At 38.4% G+C, this 18,907-nt stretch carries 16 protein-coding genes; 8 read left to right on the plus strand and 8 right to left on the minus strand.

What is annotated here, in order from left to right; genetic code table 11:
* The first annotated feature begins 44 nt into the window (after positions 1–44).
* The 5 genes from AAEY62_RS02480 to AAEY62_RS02500 all read left to right on the plus strand — a co-directional run bounded on the left by AAEY62_RS02480 (position 45) and on the right by AAEY62_RS02500 (position 6,917).
* Entirely contained in the window at positions 45–2,564 is a 2,520-nt protein-coding gene (locus AAEY62_RS02480; RefSeq protein WP_350634546.1) for a circularly permuted type 2 ATP-grasp protein, read from the plus strand.
* The gene (locus tag AAEY62_RS02485; RefSeq protein ID WP_024590933.1) at positions 2,561–3,439 is read left to right on the plus strand and encodes a transglutaminase family protein; all 879 of its coding nucleotides are present in this window, start codon (positions 2,561–2,563) and stop codon (positions 3,437–3,439) included. Before AAEY62_RS02480 ends, AAEY62_RS02485 begins: the two co-directional genes overlap by 4 nt.
* 46 nt (positions 3,440–3,485) lie before the next feature.
* The gene (locus tag AAEY62_RS02490) at positions 3,486–4,940 is read left to right on the plus strand and encodes a circularly permuted type 2 ATP-grasp protein (RefSeq protein ID WP_007585223.1); all 1,455 of its coding nucleotides are present in this window, start codon (positions 3,486–3,488) and stop codon (positions 4,938–4,940) included.
* Between the two features lies 1 nt (position 4,941).
* Positions 4,942–5,874 carry an alpha-E domain-containing protein gene (locus AAEY62_RS02495; protein WP_007585221.1) on the plus strand — a complete coding sequence of 311 codons (933 nt, stop codon included), beginning with the start codon at positions 4,942–4,944 and terminating at the stop codon, positions 5,872–5,874.
* 389 nt (positions 5,875–6,263) lie between these two features.
* Positions 6,264–6,917: an MOSC domain-containing protein gene (locus tag AAEY62_RS02500; RefSeq protein WP_350634547.1), complete on the plus strand. Its 654-nt coding sequence runs from the start codon at positions 6,264–6,266 to the stop codon at positions 6,915–6,917.
* Between the two features lie 6 nt (positions 6,918–6,923).
* Here the strand turns inward: AAEY62_RS02500 and AAEY62_RS02505 are convergent, their stop codons facing one another.
* On the minus strand, positions 6,924–7,832 hold the full coding sequence (locus AAEY62_RS02505; protein ID WP_350634548.1) for a LysR family transcriptional regulator: 909 nt from the start codon (positions 7,830–7,832) through the stop codon (positions 6,924–6,926).
* Positions 7,833–7,961: 129 nt separating this feature from the next.
* On the opposite strand from AAEY62_RS02505, the gene AAEY62_RS02510 reads away from it, so the two are divergent.
* Together AAEY62_RS02510 and AAEY62_RS02515 are read left to right on the plus strand one after the other, a co-directional pair.
* A complete protein-coding gene (locus AAEY62_RS02510) occupies positions 7,962–8,399 on the plus strand; it encodes a PACE efflux transporter (protein WP_350634549.1) in 438 nt (145 codons plus the stop codon).
* A 289-nt stretch (positions 8,400–8,688) separates the two neighbouring features.
* On the plus strand, positions 8,689–8,922 hold the full coding sequence (locus tag AAEY62_RS02515; protein ID WP_350634550.1) for a hypothetical protein: 234 nt from the start codon (positions 8,689–8,691) through the stop codon (positions 8,920–8,922).
* Here the strand turns inward: AAEY62_RS02515 and AAEY62_RS02520 are convergent.
* The 5 genes from AAEY62_RS02520 to nirB all read right to left on the minus strand — a co-directional run bounded on the left by AAEY62_RS02520 (position 8,906) and on the right by nirB (position 14,667).
* A complete protein-coding gene (locus AAEY62_RS02520) occupies positions 8,906–9,064 on the minus strand; it encodes a hypothetical protein (protein WP_350634551.1) in 159 nt (52 codons plus the stop codon). The two genes, AAEY62_RS02515 and AAEY62_RS02520, sit on opposite strands and share 17 nt — an antisense overlap.
* A 279-nt stretch (positions 9,065–9,343) precedes the next feature.
* Entirely contained in the window at positions 9,344–10,606 is a 1,263-nt protein-coding gene (locus tag AAEY62_RS02525; protein ID WP_350634552.1) for a nitrate- and nitrite sensing domain-containing protein, read from the minus strand.
* A 274-nt stretch (positions 10,607–10,880) separates the two neighbouring features.
* Complete coding sequence (gene cobA, locus AAEY62_RS02530) at positions 10,881–11,744, minus strand: uroporphyrinogen-III C-methyltransferase (protein ID WP_350634553.1); 864 nt, start codon at positions 11,742–11,744, stop codon at positions 10,881–10,883.
* 9 nt (positions 11,745–11,753) lie between these two features.
* Positions 11,754–12,107 carry a nitrite reductase small subunit NirD gene (gene nirD / locus AAEY62_RS02535; RefSeq protein ID WP_350634554.1) on the minus strand — a complete coding sequence of 118 codons (354 nt, stop codon included), beginning with the start codon at positions 12,105–12,107 and terminating at the stop codon, positions 11,754–11,756.
* Positions 12,094–14,667 (minus strand): nitrite reductase large subunit NirB, encoded by a 2,574-nt coding sequence (nirB, locus tag AAEY62_RS02540; protein ID WP_350634555.1) that lies wholly within the window; start codon positions 14,665–14,667, stop codon positions 12,094–12,096. Before nirB ends, nirD begins: the two co-directional genes overlap by 14 nt.
* Positions 14,668–15,061: 394 nt before the next feature.
* Between nirB and AAEY62_RS02545 the strand changes: the two genes are divergently transcribed.
* Positions 15,062–17,203 carry a 2Fe-2S iron-sulfur cluster-binding protein gene (locus tag AAEY62_RS02545; RefSeq protein ID WP_350634556.1) on the plus strand — a complete coding sequence of 714 codons (2,142 nt, stop codon included), beginning with the start codon at positions 15,062–15,064 and terminating at the stop codon, positions 17,201–17,203.
* 196 nt (positions 17,204–17,399) lie between these two features.
* On the opposite strand, the gene AAEY62_RS02550 is transcribed toward AAEY62_RS02545, so the two are convergent.
* On the minus strand, positions 17,400–17,801 hold the full coding sequence (locus AAEY62_RS02550) for a hypothetical protein (protein WP_010552564.1): 402 nt from the start codon (positions 17,799–17,801) through the stop codon (positions 17,400–17,402).
* Positions 17,802–18,176: 375 nt separating this feature from the next.
* The gene (locus AAEY62_RS02555; protein ID WP_350634557.1) at positions 18,177–18,800 is read right to left on the minus strand and encodes a glutathione S-transferase; all 624 of its coding nucleotides are present in this window, start codon (positions 18,798–18,800) and stop codon (positions 18,177–18,179) included.
* Between the last annotated feature and the right edge of the window lie 107 nt (positions 18,801–18,907).

Raw genomic sequence — 18,907 nt, forward strand, 5'->3', positions numbered from 1 at the left:
CATTATGAACACGGCTATTTACTATAAATTGGAGCGCTTTCAGCTTGTATATTAACAATAACGCGATGCCGGAATTGCCTGAGTGGTTGTCTTTATACCTTGATAAATCACATGGACATGATGAACTAGCAAACCACAGTGGTTTAAACCCAGACCATTGGGATACTTTATTTAAGCGTTTAGCTAGTCTAACAGCAGATGATGTTAGCAGCCGCGCTACAGAAATTAGCCAATTGCTACAAAATGGCAATATTAAAAATGAAAGCAATAAGCAGTGGCATTTCGACCCATTGCCATTTATGTTATCTAAAGCTGATTGGGCGTTGCTCGAAGAGGGAATAAAACAAAGAACCCTTTTATTAAATAAAATTCAGCAAGATATTTACGGTGACCAAACATTATTAGTTGATGGTCATATTCCTGCAAAGCAGCTTTTTCAAGACCCTAATTACTTACGCGAAGGTTTTAGCCTACCTAGTAACGAATTAACACTTTTTTTTACCGCGTTAGATGTTTACCGCACGCCAACAGGCGAATTTAAAGTATTAAGCGATCATTGCCAGTGCCCGCTGGGCTTAGGGCTATTAATTAAAAGCCGTATTATTGCAAGGCGTGTAATGGCTGAAGAATTTGCCGAATGTAATGTTCAGCAAATTAAAGAATTTTTAAACCTATTCCAAGAGGGTATTAACGAATATACCCATTATATGGATGACCCACGAATTGTAATCCTTACCCAAGGAATTGATGACCCTAACTACAACGAGCATGCATTCCTATCTACCTACTTTGGCTATACATTAGTACAAAGCGCCGACTTAACCGTACGTGGTGGTGACGTATGTTTGAAATCGTTACAAGGCTTGGGTAAAATTAATGTCATTTTACGCTGGGTTTCTGATCGTTGTATTGACTCTTTAGAGCAAACTGAATATTCACTTCATGGTATTCCGGGCTTATTACAATCGGTACGACAAGGGTCGGTTAAGGTTTTAAACCCGTTTGGTAGCGGTGTGCTCTCATCACCTTCAATAAAGTGCAACTTAGAAAAGTTATCGCAGCAAATTTTAAAACAACCGCTGTTGTTAGGTGAGCCAAATTACTTAAGTATAAAAGAAGCGCAAGCCATTGATTGGAATAACCTCGAACTACTATCTGCTATAGACCCTACACTCAAGTTAGATGGAGTGCTAGACGAGCAAGAAATAAAGCTACTTATTAGCAAAGAACCCGATAATTACTTTTTCCAAGAAAAACCTTCTTTTAGCAGTGCACCATTTTGGCATGACGGGCAATTAATCTCCAAGCCAGTGGTGTTTAGATGCTATGCATTAACCACTGAAAATGGCGTAGAAGTACTTCCTTCAGCACTGTGTTTTTCGAACGAAAAAAGTAACAACCCGAGAATATCTGGTTGGATCAAAGATACATGGATAAATACAGCCGATAGAGTTGATTTAGGCGAGCATAATCCACCGGTGCCAATTAGAAAAAGAATGGATGTAACGCTACTCGAAGGGGTTATTTCGAGCCGTACGGCTGAGCACCTTTTTTGGTTGGGCCGATACTTAGAACGCTGCGAAAATACCATACGTATATTGCGTATTTTTATAGACAAGTACACCGAATTTTCTGTTTACCCAGATTCAATACGAAAAAGTATAGTTGCACGGCTTTCTAATGCCATTAGGTCGCAATATATTGTTTATCCCTATATAGAACCTGATTTAAAACTAGATGGCATTGATGTAAATCTGTCTAAAGAAACCGCCTTTCAACTGCTTGCAGACGAGCAATGCGCTGGCAGTATTATTAATACATTAAAGTACATTGCAAATGCGTCGGTGCAAATTCAAGAATTACTATCTCATGATAGCCGCCGAATAATTGATGATATTAATGAGCAAATTAAAGTATTTAAAAATGTAAATATTAATATTCCAACGCGTGCAATGCAAAGCAGCCTAGATAGAGTTATAGGCTCAATTATGGCTTTTAATGGCTCGATTACAGATTGTATGCCAAATAGTAACGGCTGGTTTTTACTCGAAATGGGCAGAAGAGTAGAGCGTAGCTTACAAATAACATCATTAAGTGCGGCTTTATTAACCAAAGAGTTAGACGAGCCCGAAGAGCTTGGCTTACTTGAAGCAGTGCTAAGTTGCCAAGTTAGTTTAGTTACGCATAAGCGCCGATACAGAATGTATCAAACCATTGGTACAGGGCTTGAGTTATTACTTTTAGATGCTGAATACCCACGTTCTTTATTATTTCAGTTAGAGGAAATTAATAAGTTGTGTAAGCATTTACCCACAAAACGCAGACAAGGCGTAATTGCGGCACACGAAAAAGCAATTTTACTGTCTAAAACAAGTTGTTATGTAACTGAGAAAGATTACCTACAAAAAAGTGAAAATGGACAACGTAACCAGTTAATCGAATTTAACCATAATACGCGTATGAACTTAGATACATTTTGTGATGTATTATTACTACAGTATTTTTCTCATACCCAAACGGCAAATAAATTGAACTGGACTAATATTGAGCAAGCTCAATCGTGAAATATAAAATAAAGCACTCGACTACATACAACTATTCAGACTTTGTTAGTTTGTGTCAAAACCAAGCGCGATTAACGCCAAAAACGAATCGCGGGCAAATATGCCACAGTAGTCGTGTAGAAATTGAACCTACACCGACTTACTTACAAACATTTACTGATTATTTTAATAATCAGGTAACAGCGTTTGAAATAGCAATACAGCATAAAAAACTTAAAGTAACGATGATCAGCGAGGTAGAACTGTTAGTCGGCGCTAATAGTAATTTAGAGAGCGTTGATATTGCTTGGCGAAAAGTACGTGATTTATTGGTTAAACCAAATACAGCGGAATTATTAAAAACGTCTGAATTTGTACTACCTTCACAGCTTATTCCAATAGATAAAGGAATTAAGGAATACGCATTAATTTCGTTTGATGCACACAAAAATATAATTTCTGCATGCAAAGATTTAATGGCACGGATTTTTCATGAATTTCATTATGATCCTGGTTTTACAACAATTAGTACGCCTTTGAGCACTGTTTTTGCACAAAAAAGGGGCGTTTGCCAAGACTTTGCACACTTTGCGCTTGCATGCTTACGCAGCGTAGGGTTAGCAGGTCGATACGTAAGTGGGTACATAGAAACTATGCCACCAGAAGGCGAAGAAAAGCTAGAAGGTGCAGATGCAACTCATGCATGGTTTGCGGTATTTGTGCCAAACTTTGGTTGGGTTGATTTTGATCCAACAAATAATGTTTTACCACGCGATCAGCATATTACTCTAGCCGTAGGGCGAGACTTTTCTGACGTAACTCCTTTAAAAGGAGTGGTATTTGGTGGCGGTAGTCAATTGCTTGATGTAGCAGTTGATATGATTCGAATGGAATAGCAGTTTAACTACGTCATATATGATGATGGATAAGGTGAAAGAGTGTATGAAAATTGATTGGAAAGCGTACCAAACAAAAGGTTTCTTTGATGAATTAATTGATGCACAAGGAAACGTTAGATCGCATGGAACACAATTAGCACAATTTTTTGCTAATTTATCAGCAGAAGAATTAGTAAAAGCCAGAGCGGTTGCTGATTTAGCAATTAAAGAAATGGGTATTACTTTCACGGTTTACAACGAAGGTAATATGATTGATAGAGCCTGGCCGTTTGATATTATCCCTCGAACTATTGGTAAAAAAGAATGGCAAAGCGTAGAGGTTGGTTTAAAGCAACGTGTTGAAGCGCTTAACCTTTTTATAGATGATTTATACCACGACCAAAAAATAATAAAAGATGGTGTTTTTCCAAAAGGGTTACTAGAAAAATCAGTTAACTTTCGCCAGCAATGCGTGGGAATAAACCCGCCAAATAAAATATGGGCGCATATCTGTGGCTCAGATTTAGTACGCGATGGTAGCGGTACAATGTATGTGCTTGAGGATAACCTGCGTGTTCCTTCTGGTGTTTCTTATATGCTTGAAAATCGCTCTGTAATGAAGCGTGTATTCCCTGAATTATTTGAGCAAGTATCGATTTTACCTGTTGATGATTACCCTTCACAATTATTTGATATGCTAGCGGCAATGTCGCCTCGTCCACAAGATAAACCAGAAGTCGTGGTACTTACTCCTGGGGTGTTTAACTCCGCTTATTTTGAGCATTGTTACCTTGCCCAAGAAATGGGTTGCGAACTGGTAGAAGGGCGCGATTTAGTTGTTGAAAAAGATGACTGTGTATACATGAGAACAATCACAGGGCTACAACGAGTTGATGTTATTTATCGTCGTATAGATGATTTGTTTTTAGACCCAGAAGCCTTTTTACCAGAATCCCAACTTGGCGTTCCTGGATTAATGCGTGCTTGGTCTAAAGGTAATGTTGCTTTGGTTAATGCACCAGGCGCAGGCGTTGCTGATGACAAAGTAGTTTACGCTTACGTACCTGAGATGATTAAGTACTACTTAGGCGAGGAAGCTAAGCTTGCTAATGTCCCAACGTTCAAATGTTTAGACCCGAAAGAATGCGACCATGTGATTAAAAATATCGATAAGCTTGTTGTTAAACCAGCAAATGAATCTGGTGGATATGGATTATTAATTGGACCTAAATCGACTAAAAAAGAACAAGAAGCGTGTATTGCTCAAATTAAAGCGGACCCACGAAACTGGGTAGCTCAACCAACATTAGATTTATCAACAGTACCAACATTTGATGGTAATAAACCAGATGGTCGACATACCGATTTAAGACCGTTTATTTTATCATCAGGTAAAGATACGCAAGTTACCACTGGCGGATTAACGCGTGTTGCTATGGTTAAAGGCTCTTTGGTGGTTAATTCATCACAAGGTGGTGGCAGTAAAGATACTTGGATTGTTGACGAAGAGGCTAAATAATATGTTATCAAGAGTAGGCGAAACTTTATATTGGGTATCTCGATACATTGAGCGTGCGGAAAATGTAGCTCGTTTAATCAACGTTAACAATTTACTGATGATGGACTTACCCAAAGGCGTATGTACCGGCTGGGAGCCATTAATTGATATTATTGGTGTGCGTAAAGCGTATTCAGAAAACCATACTGATTTTACTGAACAAAAAGCATTAAGGTATTTACTTGTTGGTAGTGATAACAGCTCGTCAATTTTAAACTCTATTACTTCGGCACGAGAAAGCGCGCGTACAATCCGCGATGTAATACCTCGAGATGTATGGGAAGAAATTAACTCTCTTTATTATTATGTAAAAGATAATCAAAAAGAAGGGATAACAAAGCGCGGACGTTTTGATTATTTAAAAAAGATTATAGATTCAGCCCATCAAATATTTGGGGCGTTAGATGCCACAATTAATCATGATCAGGGCTATGTTTTTATCCGCTTTGGTTCGATTATAGAGCGCGCAGACATGACATCGCGAATTTTAGATATTCGCTCTGCTACGTTAATTACTAATGAAGAAGAAGTGAAGCCGTTTGATAATATTCAGTGGATCAGTTTATTGCGTTCGTTAAGTGCTTATCAAATGTATCGCCAAGAAATGGGCGTTAGAGTACAGCGTGCTGATGTAATAGAATTTGTGATGCACAGCAAAGTATTCCCACGATCTATTTTATTTTGTATGAATGAATTAAAAGCATTGGTTTTACCTTTGCCAAACTCAACAGAAATTATTAAATCAATTGATGATGCAATTGTTGAGTTAGAAAATAAAGACGTACGAGTACTTAAAAATGGTCTGTTGCATGACTTTATCGATGAAATACAAATAGACTTAGCTGGAATACATAACGGACTGGCCGAAACGTATTTTTTAAAACAAGCAGAATAATAAAAACTGTATATTGTGAAATGACTGCTTAGGGCGTGTTGAACTTTGGTGGTTGAATTTACAGCAGTATGTTTGGTTTTTAGGCAAGTCAGAGCCTATGTAGTGTGGTTATTCCCCATTAATGGGCGATAACGCAGCATAAATACCAAACATGCGCTGCCCTCTGGGTTCTTTCTAGGGACGATTAACTCTTTGTTGCTCGGTTTTTACTTAGCCCACTAGGTTACAAACCTCGCGCCGCGATTTAATCGCCCTTAGATTGAATAAATTTCAATCCACAAAGATAAACACGCCCTAGTCTTAAGCGGTCATCTTTTTGCTTAAATTTATTTATAATAATTTTAAAACCTGCATAATTAATCTTTACTTCCTCATCCGTTGGTATCGCAATGAAAATCATCTCGACTAATATCTCTAAAATTAAAACTCTTATTCATAATGGTAAAGAGGTGAAAACGGGAATATTCAAAACCCCAACTAACGAACCTGTTGTTATTGAAAAACTAAACATTATAGGTGACGAGCAAGCTGATTTAGTTAATCACGGCGGGGTAGATAAAGCGGTATATGCTTTTTCGCACAATCATTATGAGTATTGGAAACAAACCCTCGAGAATGATGATTTAGCAGTAGGTGCCTTTGGCGAAAACTTCACAATTTCTGACCTTGATGAAGTGAATATACACATAGGTGACCATATTCGAATTGGTACTGCACTGCTTGAAGTAAGCCAGCCTCGTGTACCTTGTTTTAAATTAGCTATCGCCCTTAATAATAAAAACAGCCTTAAATTGTTTACGCAGCATTACTGCACTGGCGTGTATTTTAGGGTACTAGAGCAGGGCGTTGCAAAAACGGGTGATAGTGTTGTTATCGAGAAGAAAGCCTCGCACGACATATCAGTAAAAAAGCTGTTTCAGGCTTTTTTTGATAAGAAATACGTAGGTTATGAAGACATACTTTTAGAAGCATTAACTTTGCCAGAGCTTGCTGTAGAGTGGCAAGAAAAGCTAAAGAAAAAGCTTGCTATTAAAAGTGAATAAAGCAGTTTAAAACTGTTTTATTCCCGCGCTATCACTCTTTAAAAAGTGTTGCTGCAACCTATTTATTAAACTTTGAAGAACAGGTCCTGTTGATCGGCTTCTTGAAACAACGCATCCCACAGGAGTAAGCCAACCGCCTTGTTCATGAGTAACGGGTAGCGTTACCACTTCAGCTTGGTTTATATACCTCTTAATAGCAAGCTCGGGTACAAGCGCCCAACCAATACCCTGAACTACTAAGTCGATAATAGTTTGATGTGTATTTGCGTACCAAATTCTAGAGCTAATTGCGTAGCTAAACCATAACTCTTTTTGGCTAAGGCTGCGATGAACACATTGCCTATGGGCTTTTAAATCATTGCTTGTTACAGCCTTTAGCTTTGCAAGCGGGTGTTCTGGTGATGAAATCGTTAAAAATCGAGCTTGACCTAATAGAAAAAAATCCATATCAACTTTTAGTTCCCCATCACTATAAATGATACCTACTTGTGCTTTTCCTATTTTTACTAAGTTGTCTACATCGTCAGTTGTTGTCGATATTATTTCGAAATTAGTAATCGGGAACTGATCAGCAAGTGGGGCAATCACTTTTAAAATATCTTGATTATTTAGGCTTTCATCAATAGCTATAATTACCTCATGCTCATAATTTTTTGCTAATGCATCCACTTTTTGGTCAAAATATTTTTGCTGATGAAGTATAGAGTATGCGACAGGTAACAATGCCTTGCCGCTAATCGTTAAGCTGGGTATATTTTTATTACGCGTAAACAATGTTTGATTAATCGCTATTTCAAGATTAGAAATAGCTTGGCTAATTCCCGATTGTGCACGGTTAAGCTTTCGGGCTGTTGCCGAAAAAGATCCTGTTTCTACCACGGTTACAAAAATTTTTAGTTGCTCAAAACTATACATATCATTCAACTTAAAGGTGAGTACTTATATGCTCATCTTATCACTAAAGGTGATGGCTACTAACTTTGCAAATAATTAAATTATGTCACTATTATTTTCTTTAATTATTTGGCGTAAAAGGGGTTAATTATGGATGCAAAAATGGGGTCGCTAGAGAGGATGTTTCAGGCTGTTTTGTTTGAAGTGTTAGCGGTAACGCTGTCGATTATTGGTTTGGCTGTATTTACAGAGCATGCAATATCGGCTTTATCAGGCACTATGATTATAATTGCAACGATTGCGATGTGTTGGAATTTTGTTTTTAATTGGTTTTTTGACAAAGTAGCTACCGGTGCAAAAGAGCAACGTTCTGTATTATTTCGTATTTTTCACGTGCTTTTATTTCAAGGTGGGTTACTTGTTTTTACTATTCCCGTAATGGCGAGCATTTTAAACGTAGGCTTATGGGAAGCATTAATAATGGATATCGGCGTAACTTTTTTTATAACCCTTTACGCTTTTACTTTTAACCTAGTGTACGACCACACACGAGCCTATATTTTTCATTCAAAAAATGCTGCATGTTAATACACTTTTTAAATATGGGATGACTTAACAAAGTTTTGTATTTAGCTGCTGGTGTATTTGCCAATGCACCAGCACTTTTAGAGGCGTAATATTACCCAAGTTTGCTTTATAGTGGCAAAAAACTAATAAAGGATCTTTTTATTAAAAGTGAATAAAGCTAAATATCAATTGTTATTCATAGAGGAGCTAGTAAAAAAGATAAAATCTGCTATACCTAATGTTATAAATACTACAATTATTATAGTGTTATTTAAAATTTTTGGGTTAGTGGCTAAAATAGGTGTCGTATATGAATATCTCAAGAAAACTGATGCTTATTGTAATATTAACTGCAGCAGAGATAAGTATTACTGTCTACTCAGCTTTTGAAATAGCTAAAGGAGCTAAGTTTCATCAACTTAACTTTCTTCATTTAAAGTATACACATCAACTTACCAAGTCAGTTAAAAAAATAGAAAATGATATCCCCATAGATATAAATACCATTGAGTCGGATATATTGTTAATTAGGCAGCAACAATAGAGAATGAGCTTGCATCAAAAATGTTTAAAATTAGCTCAGCAAAGCTTTTTAAGCTTGTTTGAATGTCATTATCAAGAGAAGTCGTTAATTGCTGCTCATCTATTAATGATACACCTTCTAAATAACTCTCTACATTGGGCATTCAAACTCCTACAACAGTATTAAATAAATATGCCTCATTAAAATGAGATGCAACAAATGATTAACTTATTGTAGTTGATTATTTTGAATGTGTTGAATTATTCACTTTATAAATTAACGCCAAATTAAAGCCTTACCTTATTATAGTCAGTAGCTTATGAATCTATTTTCTAATAAGGTAAAACTAAGTCTGATCGTGAAATTTATGACTGAATAAATAAGTATTATGTAGAGTAGTGTTCTTACTAAAGAGCAACATGCCCTAGTAAAAACAGCATATTTAATCGCTCATTTGTACAATTGTTTGCGCTACGTTAAATAAGGTTTTATGTGTATCCATTGCTTGTTTTTGTAGCTGTTTATGGGCTTGCTCTTCAGTGAGTTTTAACTGTTCAATAAGTATATATTTGGCTTGGTGAATTACCTTTTGCTCACTAATTACTTTTTTAGCGTCAAGTAACGCTTGGTTTATTTGTTTAATATGCTGGCTTTGCTCGATAATTAAATCGTACATACTTTTATTACTATTGAGCTTATCGGCCGCTATGTTTTGGCTCACTTCTGGCTCTGGTTGCTTAACGGCTAATTGGCCAAAAGTAGGGGCTATGTGTTGCTCTACCATATTGTTAAGTACCTGCTTATTTGTATTTAAGCTACGTTGAGCACAGGCTATTTGCATTGCTGCGGTATCAATTAACTGATCTGCTATATTTTGTTCAATTTTGTGCATTATATCTATGCGCGTAGTGGTTACTTCGTACCATACTTCGCTAAGTTGTGAGAGCGGTTGAGCGTTCTCGTCATCGAGCTTTTGCAGTAAACTTCTAAGTTGCTCTACCTGATTATTAACCTGATGCGTTGTTAGTGTGCCAAAACATTTTAAAAGGTGCGCATCGGCGTTCTCATTAAAAAAGTCAAAGCTGTGGTTTTGCTCTTGTACAAAATGCGCGAGTTGTTGTTTTTGTTCTGTGGTAAATTTACTCGCTGCAAATGCTTGTGCACCACAGGCACGCTCTTGTCCTGCGTATTCTTTACCTTGCATAAAATTAAAAAATGCGACTAATAAGCGCGTTATTTTGGGATCGCTTGCGCCATCAGCTGCCTCTAAAATAATATTGAGCAAACTAGCAATTAACTGAGTGAATGACTGCGTAGCATGTACCGCACTAATGTTTTGTTGTGCTATTTGCTTGCGCAATACCGGTAATGCATCGAGTGCTTGTAAGCTGTAGGTAATTAAATTAAATAACCGAGTATGGCCAGTATCGGCGTTGTCGTTTATAAATGTTTGTTTAAGAGAATCATAAAATGCAGTTTGTGCGCTGTCGCTTAAAGGGATTTGTTCTTGTAATTGGGTTTTAAATCGCTCTCGATTTGAGGCCAAAAATATATTACTCATTGCGCGTTCTTTTTGTAACTGATGTACAAAATCGCCTAATTTAGTAAGCGAGGCACAACTGTTTTGTAATTGCTTTAGCGCGTGTATTTCTTGATACTTAGCCGCTAATAAAAACTGTTTTGTGAGAGGATTGCTTGTCGCCATTGGTATTATTCCACACTTTTTTGTTTTTAAAGTGCAACCACTGTTCCAATCATTAATAAATTTCATCATTGAATTTAAAATCAAGCTAATACAATTGCTTAAAGTGTTATTTTTGTTTGTCACTGTGTTTCTATAATTTAACTTACCATTACTTTTAACTTATTTGGTGCATTTAAGCATGTTATTGCACACAACTTGAACCCAAATTAAAAACAAAAAAAGCGCCTACTCCTGGGGAGGTAGTAAGCGCGAAAAGTGCATTATTCATTTTGTATCATGCGTTAACATTCATACAGTTTAATAACTCAGGGCTAATTGCCATTTTATGATTTATTACTTCGCCAATCATAATTAGGGTAGGGCCTTGAAGGTTGTGTTTAGCATGCTCATTTACTATCAGTTCAAGCGTACTGGTAATTACTTTTTGCTTAGTGGTAGTGGCATTCTCTATTAGTGCAATGGGTGTATTACTTGGCCAACCCACTGATTGCAAACCGCTGCTTAGCGCTTGTAAGCGCGAAAGCCCCATATAAACCACTAAAGTGGGGTTGTTGTTTGCAGGCATAAACGCGTAATTTTGCCAATGAGGTTGCTTGTTAGGGTCGGCAAACTGCGCCGTTAAAAATGTAACACTACGCGCTACATCGCGTGCAGTGAGCGGAATACCCGTATAAGCAGAAGTAGCACAAGCCGTTGTAACACCCGGAATAATAGCAAAATTAATATTATGCTTAGTAAGCGCATCGGCTTCTTCGTTAATACGTGCAAAGATACTCGGATCACCGCCTTTTAAACGCACTACGTTCAAGCCTTGTTGCGCGTATTTAACCAGTAGTTCGCAAATGTTAGCTTGGGTCATTGAGTGCTTACCCGCACGTTTACCTACAAATACACGCTGCGCTTTTTTAGGAAGCGTTTTTAATAAATCATCGCTTACTAACCAATCGTATAAAACAATATCGGCGGTATTAATTAAACGCTGCGCTTTTACCGTAATTAGCTCTGCGTCTCCTGGGCCCGCACCAATTATATAAACGTTGCCGCTTTTAGCACTGCGATCATTTGAGCTTGTTAGCTTAGTAACAAGCTTATTTAGCCACACGTTTTCAATACCCGAAAAATAAGACAGTACACTCATAATATTCCCCTAAGCCACAGCTGTTGTAACTTTTGGTTCAGAGCTTATAAATACACTGCCGTCTTCAGTTTTTGAATTAAAAACCGGTAAGTGTATTGCTTCTGCTTCTAAGCATTCGCCTGTTTCTAGGCAAAAGTGTTGCTTATATAAAGGCGAGGCGACAACTAATTTATTGTCGATTGAGCCAATAATGCCACGCGATAATACATTGGCTTTGCCAATCGGGTCGTAGTTGCTAATGGCAAACACAGCCGTTGGATTTTGTGGAATGTAAAAAATAGCCACTTGCTGATTATTAACTAATGCGCATACGCCGCTATTAGCCACTAGGTTGTCGATTGTTCCAATATTATGCCAAGACATCAGCTTGCTCCTCTTCAACTTCCATTACTGGAATACGGTTTTGTGTATTACGTTGCTCACGTTTTTCGGCTTCTGTAGCAGGGCGAATTTGGTTACGCTCTTGCACAAATAAAATATTGTCGTCGGTTTCGGGGCTATTAACAAACTGGCGGAATCGTTTGGCAGCATCTGGGCTTTCAATGGCTTTTTTCCACTCACAGGCATAGGTTTGTGTAATTAATTCCATTTGCGCTTCTAGCTCATCGCAAATGCCTAAGCTGTCGTCAATTACGATACTTTTAAGGTAGTCTAAACCGCCTTCAAGATTTTCCATCCATACCGACGTACGCTGTAATTTGTCAGCCGTTTTAATGTAAAACATAATCACGCGGTCAATGTATTTAATCAGTGTTGGCGTGTCTAAATCGGTCGCAAATAAATCAGCATGGCGAGGGCGCATACCGCCATTACCACACACGTATAAGTTCCAGCCGTTTTCGGTAGCTATAATGCCAATATCTTTACTTTGTGCTTCGGCGCATTCGCGGGTACAACCCGATACCGCCATTTTAAATTTATGCGGTGCACGTAACCCTTTGTAGCGGTTTTCTATTTCTATTGCGTGTCCAACGCTGTCTTGCACACCATAACGACACCACGTACTACCCACGCATGATTTAACGGTTCTAAGAGACTTACCATAAGCATGACCTGTCTCAAATCCAGCTTCTATAAGTCGCTCCCAAATAACAGGAAGTTCTTCTAAGCGCGCACCAAATAAATCAATACGTTGACCACCAGTGACTTTGCAGTACAGGTTAAAGTCTTTTGCTACTTGTCCAATTACAATGAGTTTGTCGGGGGTTATTTCGCCACCAGCAATACGCGGTACTACAGAGTACGAACCATCTTTTTGCATATTTGCTAGGTACGTATCGTTAGTGTCTTGTAAGCCAACATGGGCGGGTTCTAAAATGAAGTCGTTCCATGTTGAGGCTAAAATAGAGCCAATGGCAGGTTTACATATTTCACAGCCATGACCGCTGCCGTGTTTAGTTAGTAAGTCATCAAAGCTTTTAATGCTTTCTACTTTTACCATATGTAGTAGTTCTTGGCGTGAATACGCAAAGTGCTCACATACATGGTTGTTAACTTCAACTCCACGGCTTGCTAATTCGTTATCAACAACTGATTTTAATAACGCGGCACAACCACCACAGCCGCTTGCTGCTTTAGTGCATGACTTTACTGAGGCTAAATCGCATGAGCCGCCATCAATTGCACCTACAATGTCGCCTTTACTCACATTGTGACACGAACAAATAGTGGCTGTGTCGGGTAGGGCACTGCCAGATAACGACGGCGCGCCGCCGCTGTCTGGTAAAATTAAACACTCAGGGTTTTCTGGTAAGTCCATGTCGTTAAGCATGTACTGTAATAAAGTATCGTAGTCGCTGGTATCGCCAACAAGTACAGCGCCCAGTAATTTGTCGCCTTTTTCACTTAGTATGATTTTTTTATAACAGCCGCGAATAGCGTCTTGGTATATAAGTTCTTTACAGTCTGGCGTTTTTGCATGAGCGTCGCCAATTGAGCCTACTTCTACGCCTAACAGCTTAAGTTTTGTGCTCATATCAGCACCTAAAAACTCAAGCTCGCCGCCACTTAATTGGCTCGCTGCAACGCGCGCCATGTTGTAACCCGGTGCAACTAAACCAAATAGTTTTTTGTCCCACAAAGCACATTCGCCGATGGCTAAAATATCCGGATCTGATGTTTGGCATTGGTTATTAATAATAATACCGCCGCGCTCACCGAGCTCTAAATCAGCAATTTTGCCAAGCTGATCGTACGGGCGAATACCAGCAGAGAACAAAATCAGATCTGTTTCTAAAAATGACTCATCCGAAAAATTTAATCTAAAGCGACTCGTTTCGCCTTTTACTATTTCGCTGGTTGCTTTTGATGTGTGTACTGTTACGCCAAGTTCTTCTATTTTATTTTTTAGTAGCGTACCGCCTTGTCCATCAAGTTGAACAGCCATAAGTTGTGGTGCAAATTCAACTACGTGGGTATCAAGCCCTAGTTGCTTGATGGCATTTGCGGCTTCAAGCCCCAACAAACCTCCGCCAATAACAACACCGCTTTTACTTACAGCGGCACTGGCTTTTATTTGTTCTAAATCTTCTAATGTGCGATACACCAAACAATGGGGTTGGTCGTTACCTTTTATAGGCGGCACAAACGGAAACGAACCTGTAGCGAGTATCAGTTTGTCGTACGGGTATTGCTCACCGGTTAATGTGGTCACTATTTTTGCTGATCTATCAATGCCTTCAACCCACTGGCTGGTATGCACATTAATATTGAGTTGTTTATAGTTGTCGTGAGTTGTAAGTGCTAAATCGGCGGCTGTTTTGCCATCAAATACACTTGATAAGTACACGCGATCGTATGCAAGATTTGCTTCTCCGCAAAGTACAGTAATGTCTGCGTTGGCATCGCTTTGGCGCATTTGCTCAACAAAGTGGTGTCCGACCATACCATTACCAATAATGAGTATTTTTTGCGAGGTTTGCATAGGGCATTCCTTAAAGTGACGGTTTAAATACAATTAACAAAAAAGCCCGCCACAAATACGCAATATGCATAACTGTGTGCGGGCTTCTTTGCCGATGGTTGCTAATAGCTATTGTGCTCACAACCTAAATTTTTGCCGTAAGTAAAACGGGCTTGTTAATAGAATGTTTGCAAAAATACAGCCAATTTTTTAAGTTATTGTTTAAATAGTATTTAATGTATTTATAGAGTGAGAATAAAACCTATTTTGTTATATGTTGGTGCGCGCATGGCACTAAGAGGGTGCAAGTATTGTCATTGTTTTGTGCATTATCAGTCAATAAAACACCCATTATCATTGAGTGTGTATTGAGTTAAATTTACCCCATGAAATACGCACACGAATTACGAGCAAAATGACTAACACAAACTCAATAGATGCTTCACCTTTTCACGAAGGCGAGCTGGCAATACAAGACAAACTCGGTAAACGAGAAATAATGGCAACATTTGGCAAACGTGCCGTGCGCTCATTTATGCCAAAGCAGCATCAAGCCTTTTTTGAGCAGTTACCATTTGTGGTTGCAGGCAGTGTTGATGAAAACGCCGATGTGTGGGTATCTATTGTTTCAGGGCAGCCAGGTTTTTTAAACTCCCCCACACCCACGTCGTTATTAATGACCCACGCGGTTGATAAAAACGATCCCTTACATGGCACGTTAAATATTGTCGGCTCGCCAATTGGTTTATTAGGCATTGAGCTAGGCACGCGTAGGCGTAACCGTTTAAATGTGCGCGTAGGTGAGGCAATTAGTAATAATAAAGTGAGTTTTAATGTTGATCAATCCTTTGGTAATTGCCCGCAGTATATTCAAACGCGCGACTTAACGTTTAATAGAGATCCTTTAGTTAAAAGTAGTGCAGTACAAAAAGTTGAATTTAATACACTTGATAACGCAGCCAGTACGTTAATTGACACCACCGATACGTTTTTTGTTTCAAGCTTTATAACCGCTAAGAACAATCCAAAAATTGAAGGGGTTGATGTTTCTCACCGTGGTGGGTTGCCGGGCTTTGTAAAGCGCGAAGGTAACACATTAACGATTCCTGATTACGCAGGTAACAATTTTTTTAATACCTTGGGTAACTTTTTATTAAACCCAAAAGCAGGTTTGTTATTTCCTGATTTTGACACGGGTAATGTATTAATGCTTACCGGCAGTGTTGAAATTTTATGGGACGGGCACCTAGAGTTAGAGGGCTTTATTGGTGCAGACCGAGGCTGGAAATTTACCCTCACTAAAGGAATGTGGCTTAAAAACTTACTCCCGTTTAGTGCTAAATTTGATGCTTATTCCCCTAACACTAAAATGACGGGCACGTGGCTTGAGGCTGATAAAAACAAACAAGCCGAAAAACTAAAACATACTTGGCAGCCTTTAAAAGTAACTAAAATAACGAAAGAAAGTGATGTAATTACATCATTTTATTTAGAAGGGCATAACAATACAACCTTGTTACCGTTTAAAGCTGGGCAGCATTTAACCGTACAAATACCAAGTAAAAGTAGTGGTAATAGCAAACCCGCTATTAGAACCTACACCGTGTCATCGAGCCCTCATGAACTATTTTATCGGTTATCGATTAAAAAAGAGCTCAGTGGCGAGGTATCTAACTACTTTCATAATAACGTAAAAATAGGCGACGTTATTTTAGCTAAATACCCACAAGGACAGTTTTTTATTGACCCAACCAGCGCTAAACCTGCGGTATTAATTGGTGGCGGAATAGGTATTACACCTATGATCTCAATGGCTAAACACATTACCAATGAAGGGTTAAGAACCCGCTATACACGCCCTTTGCATATTTTTCACAGTGCTAAAAATAAACAGCAGCGTGCGTTTTATAACGAGCTAAAAACACTTGCAGATACGAGTGGCGGCGCAATTGATTACTACTCACTTTTATCTCAGCCTGAGCTTGATGAAAAACAAGGCGGTGGCTTTAACGTAAAAGATGAGAGCTTTAATTTAAAAGACGAAAGCTTTAATTTAAAAGGGCGCATAAATGCGGATGTGTTTAGGTACTATTTACCACTTGATGATTACGAGTTCTTTTTATGTGGGCCTGCTGCGTTTATGCAGCACGTATATAACGAGCTGTTATTGCTCGGTGTGCAGGTAAAAAACATATTCGCAGAAGCATTTGGACCCTCCAGTATTAAGCGCAAAGTACTTAACACAAACGAAGCGCCTAATAAAAGCAAAGAAATTAGCGTTGAGGAAGCAGACAACACCGTAATTAAATTTAGTAAATCGGGCTTTGAACAGCGGTGGAACAAAGGTGACAATACATTACTAAATGTAGCCGAATCCCATGGTTTAGAACCTGAATTTGGCTGTCGAAACGGTAGCTGCGGCAGTTGCGCTGTAAAAATAAACACAGGCGCTGTGGTGTATCGAAATAACGTAAGTTACCCAGTAGAGACAGGGCAGGCGCTAATTTGCTGCGCCGTACCTGCTAAAGGCGCTGATGAACTTGATTTAGAGCTGTAGTGTTTTGAAACAAAGTATTAAACTTTAATTTAGTGTAAACTGAAAAGCTTGAGAGGCAAAAGTATTGGGGCCGCTTAACGTTATTAAGAGATATGTGGGTAAGCTCACTTAACGGTAGTTAAGCCTGAAATTGTTTTTTATTAATAATAGGCACAAAGGTGGAAGGTAAGTTGCCTTCCAACCTGATATGTAAACTTTACCTGAGGTATTTATTTATTAATATGTGAAACAGCGGCACACCTAATGTAAGTATAAGTCCCATGGACATGCCTGCTATGAGACAAGCTGCACTCCAAAATGACCACTTTTTCTGAACAGCTTGAAAGTGTTCAATATTATCCCATCTTTTATTTTGCCATGCCCATTCTCGTCCTTTAAAACCTAAGACAAATGCCATGATAAAACCAAGATAAGGAACAAGAACAAGTGCGCCAATCCATGTCCGGTTATGTATTGCCCACGCCCAATTAAATAAAAAGGCGCCCCAGCTCCATCCTTTTATACCTTCTGGTAGCTTATGGCCCTTTCCCATGCCTGAAGTGTTGGCATCACTCTTTATGTTTTTACCAGATTTGGCGTTTGAACGTTTTTTACTCACTTATTCTCTCCTTGAATATATACAATAGTCCTGTAAATTAAATCATTTTTAATTTGTTATTAAAAAACAATAACTTGAATCCTATTTGCATTCAATAGTTTACTGTATTTTATGCAGGAAATGATAAAGAGTTTTTCTTTGTCACTATTACTTATTTACACTGTTTCAAAATCATATTTATGTGTAATTGCTTTACCAGAAAGTATTTTCCTTGTTTTATATAAAAATGTCTGCACATTTTAAGAAACCATTCGCAGGATATATTTTAACTTATTGTAAAATAAAAATATTATTCACTTTTTGCAGATTCCACTTAATCAAGCACAAAAAAAGAGGCTTAATAGCCTCTTATTAAACAGTATTAAAAACTTAAAACTAAGCTAGTAAACCCGCTTCTGTTTCAGGCATTGCTATAAAACCATCAAGTTTACGTACATTGTTTAGCCATCTTAAAATATTTGGGTATTGCTCAAGTGATACGCCACCCTCTGGTGCGTGTGCTATGTACGAAAAGTTGGCAATGTCGGCAATAGTTGGCTGAGTGCCTACTAAGTACTCGCGATTTTGTAAGTATGCATCCATTGTTTTAAATAATGTGTGGGCAATATTTATCGCGTTTTGATGATCAAGCTGCGCGCCAAATACAGTGACTAAACGAGCTGCACACGGACCTGAAGCCACAAGCCCTGCAGCAACGCTCAACCAGCGCTGAATGTGCGCTTGAACAGTTACATCTTCAGGGTACCAGGTTCTGTTAGCATCAAATTTTTGTGCCAAATACAGCAAAATAGCGTTTGAATCATTAATAACGTCATCGTTATGTTTAAGTACGGGTACTTGCCCAAAAATATTCATTTTTAGAAAGTCAGCTTGCTTTTGTGCGCCGTTTTGCAATGCAACATCAACCATATTTACATCAAGATTTAAAAGCGATGTAAATAGCTCTGCACGATGTGAATGACCAGATAAAGTAAAACGGTATAGCGTTAGGTTGCTCATGGGTTGTCCTGTTTTTTAATTTTGAATAGTGATTTTTAATAAGGCTATTCTTTCACTATTATCAGTTTTGAAAAACCGAGCTAGTAAGGAATTAATGTCAATGCTAT

This window comes from Pseudoalteromonas sp. GW168-MNA-CIBAN-0100 (genome assembly GCF_040309225.1).
In the GTDB taxonomy this organism is placed as follows: domain Bacteria; phylum Pseudomonadota; class Gammaproteobacteria; order Enterobacterales; family Alteromonadaceae; genus Pseudoalteromonas; species Pseudoalteromonas arctica.